Origin of the sequence: Methanobrevibacter sp. (assembly GCF_045603845.1) — an archaeon.
GTDB lineage: Archaea > Methanobacteriota > Methanobacteria > Methanobacteriales > Methanobacteriaceae > Methanocatella.
Map to the genome: position 1 here is coordinate 1 of NZ_JAZUMY010000110.1, position 7,209 is coordinate 7,209.

Consider the following 7,209-nt stretch of genomic DNA (forward strand, 5'->3'; position numbering starts at 1 on the left):
TTTCATATAAAGCGTTGTATTTACCTAATGTTTCGTTGTATGCTTTACGCACACAACCAAAATTCTGATGAAACCCTTCCCTCTGCTCAGGATTGGGAAGAATTCTAACTACAACACCAACAGTCCGCTCATCCATAAAAAAAACACAACCCATTATTTTTTGTTTACATTTCCAAAACATTCCTAATATTAATTTTTTCTTCAAAAGAAAAAAAATAGAAGACATTTTTTTAGATTTTATAATATATAATATAATACATCAGCATATAAACAGATTATGCGAGAGCAGTTGAACACTATTCTGCCAAACCCCCAAAAAAAATAGATAAAGTACACTGAGTAAAAAAAATACAAAAAACAAATGACATATTTTTAGAAAAAAATAACTACAAATACTAAATAAAAATAAAGGTACCCCCTAAAACCCGCCGATTCTCCCTGGACTTAAGAAGCCGGGGTATTCTCGCTTTTTTAAGATAAATCCAAAACACATGACCCAATAGGTCAAAAAAATGAACCAATAACCCAAAACACATGACCCAATAGGTTCTTATCATCTCAAGGTTAACATTTCTTTTAATTCCTCATTGGTCATTTCAGTAATGAATTTTTCTCCATCCCCGACAGTGAGCTGTGCAAGTTCTTGTTTTTTATTAATCATTTCATTTATCTTTTCTTCAAAGGTTCCCTTGCAGATAAAGCGATAAACCATTACATTTTCACTTTGGCCTATACGATATGCCCTGTCTGTTGCCTGATTTTCCACGGCAGGATTCCACCACAAATCATAATGAATCACATTTTGAGCCGCAGTCAAGTTCAGCCCTGTTCCTCCTGCCTTGAGAGAGACTATGAATATCTTATTTTGGGGATTGTTCTGGAACTTTTTAACCATATCATCCCTTTTCTTACGTGACAGTGACCCGTGCAGAAACAGCACTTCCTGTTTAAACGTTTTCTCAATCCGATCCTGAATTATTTCACCCATCTGCACATACTGGGTGAAAATCAAAACCTTTTCGTTATTATCCAAAATATTTTGAAGGGTATGCATCAGAACTTCCAGTTTTCCTGATTCGCTGACAAGATGGCTTTTTGACTTTGTAAACTGTGACGGATGGTTACAAATCTGTTTAAGGGAATTTATTAATTTTAAAACTATTCCTCTTCTTTTAATACCATCACTGGCTTCTATTTCCTCTATTGATGCATCCAGGGTTTCCTTATAAAGGGCTATCTGCTGGCCTGTCAGATTGCAGTAAACATCATTTACAATCTTATCCGGTAAATCGAATATGATGCTTTTATCTGTCTTGAGTCTTCTTAAGATAAATGGCTGAGTTATCTTTTTGAAGTTATCCAGTACATCCGCATTTCTTTCCTTTTCAATTGGGGAGATATAATTTTTCCTGAAGTTTTTCAGACTTTTCAGATATCCCTTGTTTATGAAATCGAATATGCTCCAGTATTCAGCCAATCTGTTTTCAACTGGAGTGCCTGACATTGCAATTTTATGCTTGGATTTGATTGACTTTACGGCTTTTGTCTGTTTTGTATCAGGATTTTTGATATTTTGCGCCTCATCAACGACTATCAGGAACCATTTTCTCCTTTTGAATTTCTCAACATCCCTTCTGATTACACCATAGGAAGTCAGATAGACATCATACTCTTTTTTGGGAAATTTCCTGTTTGATCCATGATATATGAATGATGTTAAATCCGGAGTGAACCTGCTGATTTCTTCAGCCCAATTTGTAAGAAGGCTTGTCGGAGCAATAACAAGGACTTTCTGCTTTTCAATCATCCCTGAATCCTTAAGATGCTGTATTGCGGTTAACACCTGCAGGGTTTTTCCAAGACCCATGTCATCGGCAAGTATTGACCCGAATCCTGATGAGATGTTTTGAACAAGCCATGAATAGCCTGTCTTTTGATATGGCCTTAAATCTGCACAGACATTTTCAGAAACACTGACCTGACCGAATGACGTTATTTCACTTATCAGCTTTTCCAAATCACCGTCAATATTAACATCAGCATCATTTATCTCACCGCTGAGCAGTGCCTTCATCAAATCATGCCTGCTCAGCTTTTCCGGAAGCTTATCGATTTGTTTTAGCAATGATTTGACCTGCCTTTCATCAAGCATTACAAACTCGTTTGCAATACGAACCAGCCCTTTTGACTTTTCGGAAAGCTTTTTAAACTCATCCAAGCTACACGTGGTATTTCCAATAGCTACTTTCCAGTCAAACTTGGTCAAATCATCAAATCTGATATATGATTCCTCATTTTTGGATTTGATATCCAGCACGAGCTTAGGCTTGAATATCTTTTGAAGGGATTTCGGAAGAATAATCTTAATGCCCATAAGTTCAAATAACGGCAAAGTATTCATGAAGAAGTTGGTAAAGTCATCAAGATTATACTCCAGATTTTCGCCCAAATCAATTGTGCGGTTGAAATCCGGAAAAATTTCATTTATGATGTAGGTGTCCTTAAGCAGATTTAACCTTAAAGTATTGTCTTCAGCCTTTTCAATCATTTCATTGATTGGAGTCAGCTCGTCATTAACTTTCACATCAACATTGAACGAATTGAGGTTTTGTTCGACGACAAGATATAAATCATAATCCCTTGAACTTAAACTGAACTTGGACAGCCATTGATTGACAGATTCAGCAGTGTTAATATCCAATTTCTTCCCATTGAAGAAAAACAATTCAACAATGCTGTCGGAATAAAGATTTCTAACTGTTGTAGGAGCACCATATTTCAGATAGTCCTGGAAAAATCCTTCGACAAAGAGGCTGATTAAAGTTATAATCTGGTCTTTTGCAGATATCCTGCGATTTTTGAACTTGACCAGATTATCCGGACATTGAGATGACAATATATCGATTAAATCAGATATTGAATTATCAAATATTGCTGGAATCCAGCGAATCTGGAATTTATCCTTTGTTTCAAAGAGTTCCGGCACTATAGCATGCTTTTTAATCAGTTCCAGACTAAAGTTATACACCATATTCAAAAACTGTATGTCATGGCAGAATTTATCAATCTGACTTTGTGACAATTCGGTAAAAAAACCGAATAATGCTTCCCAGGATTTGTCATCATCAAACGGCGTTTTCTTATCAATGCGGATTTTTGAAATGTCATAATTACCGTTAATATTGATTTTAAAGCTGTTCCACTGATTCGGCATTCCCCATCTTTCAAGAAAGACATTTTCAAGAAAGCCGTCATAATCATCAGCATTTCCCCTGAAACGTTCATATTCATAATCCAAAGGATAGAAAAATTCATATCCGGTACCGTTCTGATATCTCGTATAGTCATCAACATGTCTTTTGACAAAACGCGCCATGGACTTATAGATATTGTTTAAAATAGCTTTAAAGTTCTTTTTGAAAAACACAGGATTGTCGTTCAGAAGAAGGAAAATCTTATCATGCAGTTCAGGTATTTTAGAAAAATCAACATCTCCGCTTTGCTTTGCTTCGACATCCTCATGCATGAACAGATCATCAACACTTGTGATGTTTATGGTTTTGTCTTCAGCCGAATAGTTTAAAGATTCCAGTAAATCAAATCCCTGAAGTTTGAAAATGAGAAAAGGATCCTTATCAATTTCAAGTGCAATCATATGGACAAGACCTGCAATATGCTTACAAATCAGAGCATAATCCGGGCAATTGCAGGAAGAGTACATGTCATGATGGGATGTTGGAAAGACATTGATTTTTGCCTTTTTAAGCATGTCATGCAGTTCAATTGGAAGCTTATGGTTGAGCAAAGCGGACAATATGGAAGGGTTTTTATAGATAATCCTTAAAATTTTTTCTTTCTGCTTGTCTGTGAACTTTTTGAATTCCACCATGACATCATAATATTTCCTATAATTTCCCTTAACCTTGGCGGTTACTGTGTTTTCATGGATTTCAACATCATAAACCCTGCCCGTATTTGCGTAGCTTCTTCCACGGCCAATGCGGTTTGTCCAGTAAACACCTTCAAGGGCATCCAACCATTTTTCACCCCACCAGGTTTTCGTAAATTGCCTTCTCGCCATAATTATCCCTTACCAACCATATTTTATCAATGAATGTTATATTTTTCAAAAACTTGAAAAACACTTGATAAACTATTTGAAAAAAGATATATTTAAATTATTTGGAATATATCTGACAGTTTAACCTTTAAATTAAAAAATAACCTCCTCAGAACAATATTCTAATGAGCATGTGAAAAAATATTTAAAATTCAAACAATATAGAATTCACCATGAACAAAAAATATTTAATAATCACAATAATAGCTGTTATCCTTTTAGCCATAATAGGATTTTTTGCATTCTCGAGCAATAATGTATCCACCATGAGCGGAACAGGCATTGCTGTTGATGCAAATGCCTTGACAGAAAAAGGAAGCTTAAGCATAGAAAGTGAAACTCAGGATGAAAGCAACGGATTTTTCTCAACAGATAAAAGTGATGTGAACAGCATTTTTGTAAACAATTCAGGAATATTGAAACTGGCCAATTCTGTTATCAATAAAACAGGAGACACTGCCACTTCAGGCGATGACGCAGACTTTTACGGCGTTAACTCAGCTGTTCTGGTTAAGGACTCATCACAGCTGACCATTGAAAACTGTGAAATCAACACCAACTCCAAAGGATCAAACGGAATCTTTGTGACAAACACCGATTCCGGTCAAAGTCAAGGTGGATCACCCGGTGAAAGCGGCACCGCCCCAGGAGAAGGTGGAGGAGATGCTCCTGAAAAACCTCCTGAAGCATTGAATAAAGATGCTCAGGGAACCGACATTACAAAAGCAACTGTAAGCAATGTTAAAATAACAACCCACCAGGACAAGTCCCGTGGACTAGATGCAACTTTCGGCGGAGTTATTGAAGCTACCAATGTGGAAATCAACACTGACGGAGGAAGCTGCGCTGCTGTTGCAACAGACCGTGGAGAAGGAAATATTACTGTTAAAAATTCAATACTAAACACAGGCGTCAGCAAAGATTCAGGAAGAGGCTCCCCATTAGTTTATTCAACAGGAAACATCACTATTGGTGAATCAACCGGTACTGCATACGTTTCCCAAATCGCATGTATCGAAGGTAAAAACTCAATATCTTTAGAAAACTGTGACTTGAACTGTTTTGCGGAAGGTAACCGTAAAGATGGTGACAATTATGTTGATTTGGGTGGAGTGTTCATTTACCAGAGCATGAGCGGTGACGCTGATGTTGGAACTTCAGTATTTGACTGTAAAGCGACTACACTGTCAATCGATTCATCTTCCGATTACTACAGCACCGCACCGATGTTTCATGTGACTAACACGAAAGCAAACATCGTTTTAGAGTCCTCAACGTTCAATTTCGGAAGCGGAATACTATTTGACATTTCAGGCCAGAACCAGTGGGGAAGCGAAGGCTCCAACGGCGGGGACGTCAACTTAACATCCATAGATGAGAAATTAAATGGAGACATTATCGTTGATTCAATAAGTTCCCTGAACTTCAACCTGCAGAACACTGAATTTGAAGGTGCAATAAACTCAACCGGAACCACAAATGTTGTCATTGACAGCGGATCCACATGGACATTAAGTGGTGACAGCAATATAACAAGCCTTGAAAATTCAGGTACAATTAATTTAAACGGCCATAAACTTCTTGTTAATGGTGTTGAATATAGTGGATAGTTATATCCACTTAATTCATAGGAAAATTATAATTTTTCATAAATTATTGTTTTTCCTTTTTTATTTTTTTCAAATAATTTATTATCAACAAGTTTATTTAAATCATTTGTTGCAGTGTTTCTTGATATATCAAAAATTTTCATATATTTCGGAATTGTTATTGAAGAAATATTCGATTTTAAAAATTCCTTCTGCCTAGTATTTAGATTATTTTCATTAGCCCAAAAAACAACTTTAAAAAATTCACCAGATTCAATGAAGTCAGGTTCATTTAAACCTTGTTTTAACATTGCTTCTTTCATTTTACGGATACCCGTTCCAACATGCTCCATATATCTTGTTTTAGAAAAAATATTGCATAAAATTTCGTTTCTATGAATTGGATCATTATTTTCTAAATCTGATACCTTTAATGGATATACTAAACGTCCAGGACTTGTAATTTCAATCCTATCATTGTAAATATAAAATGTTATGGGGGCTGTCATTATGGAATAGTCTCTATGAGCAAGAGCATTTACAAGCGCTTCCCGGATAGCTTCAAAAGGATATTCATGAGTAGTTACACGTTCAAATCCATTAATTTGAGAAATATTAATTGTTACCTTATAAAAAAATGATTCTGCTTCTTTTAAAATTTTTAACAATGACGTATTTAATTCTGTTTTTTCAAAAGTATCTATTCCATCATTATCATAAAAACGAACCATTTTAACTTCATGAGAAATATTAAATTTTGAAATATCCTTAGCAAAGAATAATGCACCACTCGTGTTTAATCTAAATTCACCATTTTTATAATCTCCAGCTTTAATTGTTGATAAAACTTTCATTAAACCTTTTTCATCACGTATTTTTTCAATAGGATTATAATCTAAAACATTGAAAAATAACTCTAATGCCTCCATATCAACATCATCACATGATGAATCCAATAGCAACTCAGAATCAAAAGATTTATAATTTTTAAGATTTTTACCTAAAAAATCCCCTAAGCTTCTCCTAATTTGTTTAAATAACTCATAACGATCATCAAATCTTTGATAACTATGCTCATTTTTTATTTTATTAATAAATTGAACTGTTTTATCATCCCTAAAATTAGAATTTTTAATATAAATTAATGCATCATTATGTGCTTTGTTAAACAAATCATATTCAAGTTCCGTTGGAGATATTCCTGATTCTAAAATACTTCCATAATCAGAACCTATTAAACCGATATAAATATCTGAATTTACAACTTCATCACTATATAATTTTTCAGGCGAAACACCAGAAGCTGAAGTTTTTTCAAATGCAAAGATTTCAAAAAATCTATTTAAAATATAATCATTTTCTATTTCTTGTTTAATGAAAAGTCTTTCATTTTCAAATTCTTTCCTACCACTACTTAAAAAAATCTTATATTTCATAATAACCTCCAATCATATTAATTATATTAATCAATAGAAATTACACTTGAATTGATAATAAAAA

The 7,209-nt window shown here is 34.5% G+C and carries 4 protein-coding genes; 1 reads left to right on the forward strand and 3 read right to left on the reverse strand.

What is annotated here, in order from left to right:
- Both ACKI2W_RS11245 and ACKI2W_RS11250 read right to left on the reverse strand, forming a co-directional pair.
- Positions 1 to 226: helix-turn-helix domain-containing protein (locus ACKI2W_RS11245; RefSeq protein ID WP_407382053.1), on the reverse strand; the 226-nt coding region annotated here is incomplete at its 3' end.
- A gap of 327 nt (positions 227 to 553) precedes the next feature.
- On the reverse strand, positions 554 to 4,081 hold the full coding sequence (locus ACKI2W_RS11250) for an SNF2-related protein (protein ID WP_407382054.1): 3,528 nt from the start codon (positions 4,079 to 4,081) through the stop codon (positions 554 to 556).
- Positions 4,082 to 4,293: 212 nt separating this feature from the next.
- Here ACKI2W_RS11250 and ACKI2W_RS11255 point away from each other — a divergent pair, with 212 nt between their 5' ends.
- Positions 4,294 to 5,730, forward strand: a complete 1,437-nt coding sequence (locus ACKI2W_RS11255) for a hypothetical protein (protein WP_407382055.1) — start codon at positions 4,294 to 4,296, stop codon at positions 5,728 to 5,730.
- 26 nt (positions 5,731 to 5,756) lie between these two features.
- Here ACKI2W_RS11255 and ACKI2W_RS11260 read toward each other — a convergent pair whose 3' ends face one another.
- A complete protein-coding gene (locus tag ACKI2W_RS11260) occupies positions 5,757 to 7,145 on the reverse strand; it encodes an ATP-binding protein (protein WP_407382056.1) in 1,389 nt (462 codons plus the stop codon).
- Positions 7,146 to 7,209: the final 64 nt, after the last annotated feature.